This window comes from Streptomyces sp. UG1, from assembly GCF_049974585.1.
GTDB lineage: Bacteria > Actinomycetota > Actinomycetes > Streptomycetales > Streptomycetaceae > Streptomyces.
Genome location: NZ_JBNGGG010000132.1, coordinates 1 through 1,403 on the forward strand (window position 1 = coordinate 1; position 1,403 = coordinate 1,403).

At 66.3% G+C, this 1,403-nt stretch carries 1 protein-coding gene; it reads left to right on the forward strand.

What is annotated here, in order from left to right; all coding sequences use genetic code 11:
* Window positions 1–50: 50 nt before the first annotated feature.
* Window positions 51–1,304 carry an IS701 family transposase gene (locus ACP4J3_RS50645; protein WP_426545050.1) on the forward strand — a complete coding sequence of 418 codons (1,254 nt, stop codon included), beginning with the start codon at window positions 51–53 and terminating at the stop codon, window positions 1,302–1,304.
* Window positions 1,305–1,403: the final 99 nt, after the last annotated feature.

Consider the following 1,403-nt stretch of genomic DNA (forward strand, 5'->3'; position numbering starts at 1 on the left):
TACTCCAGTGAGAGATCGTGTCCTGAGCTGGTTCTTCTCGTTGTCCGGTCGTGGAGGGGATTACTGAAGTCGAGGGCTGGGCTGCGGAGTTGGAGTCCGTGTTCGCTCGGGTGGCGGGCCGGTTCGGTCGTGCGGATCTGCGGTGGCGGATGCGGGACTATGTCCGCGGCCTGCTGGCGCCGGTGGGCCGCAAGAACGGCTGGCAACTGGCCGAGTACGCCGGACATCGTGACCCTGCTGGGCTGCAGCATCTGCTCAACGGTGCCCGCTGGGACGCCGATGCCGTCCGAGACGACCTGCGCGAGTACGTCGGGCAACAGCTCGGCCCGGACGGCGTGCTGATCATCGATGACACCGGGTTCATCAAGAAGGGCACCACGTCAGCCGGGGTGTCGAGGCAGTACACCGGCACATCCGGAAAGATCGACAACTGCCAGATCGGTGTCTTCGCGGCCTACGCCACCGGCCATGGCAGAGCCCTCGTCGACCGCGAGCTCTACCTGCCCAAGTCCTGGACCAAGGACCGAGAGCGGTGCCGGGAGGCGAAGATTCCCGACGAGCGCACCTTCGCGACCAAAGGAGAGTTGGCCCGGGGCCTGGTCCGCCGCTGCATCGCCGCAGGCCTGCCCGCCGCATGGGTGACTGCCGATGAAGCCTACGGACAGGACTGGTCCTTCCGCCGCATGCTCGAACAGCTCGACGTCGGCTATGTCGTGGCAGTGCCGAAGTCCCAGCAGATCAAGTCCCTGGCCGGTATCTGGCGCATCGACCGGCTCATCGAGGAAGCACCCGACGACGCCTGGCAGACCCTCTCCTCCGGCGACGGAGCCAAGGGCCCACGCACCTACGACTGGGCCGCGGCCAAACTGCCCGCCAACATCATCTTCGACCCGGATCCAGTCACCCATCACCGCTGGGTGATGGCCCGACGCAGCCTGTCCGACCCCAGCGAACTCGCCTACTACCTCGCCTACGCACCCGTCGGCGTCGAGGTCGCCGAACTGGCCCGCGTTGCCGGCTCACGCTGGGCCATCGAGGAGTGCTTCCAGGCCGCGAAGAACCAGTGCGGCCTGGACGAATACGAGGTCCGACGCTACGTGGGCTGGTATCGCCACATCACCCTGGCCATGCTCGCCCACGCCTTCCTCGCGGTCCTCGCAGCCCAGGCCCAAGACACCCCAAAGGGGGCAGCAGAAACGACACCACCAGCCTCATTCCCCTCACCGTGGCAGAGATCCGGCGCCTACTGGACACTCTCCTGCCCCACCCCAGACCCCACCGGGACCGACGGCTCCACGCACTGAACTGGTCCCACTGGCGCAGACACCATCAAGCCATCGCCCGCCGCTGCCATTACCGAAGAAGAACCAGCTCAGCGCACGATCTCTCACTGGAGTACTAAG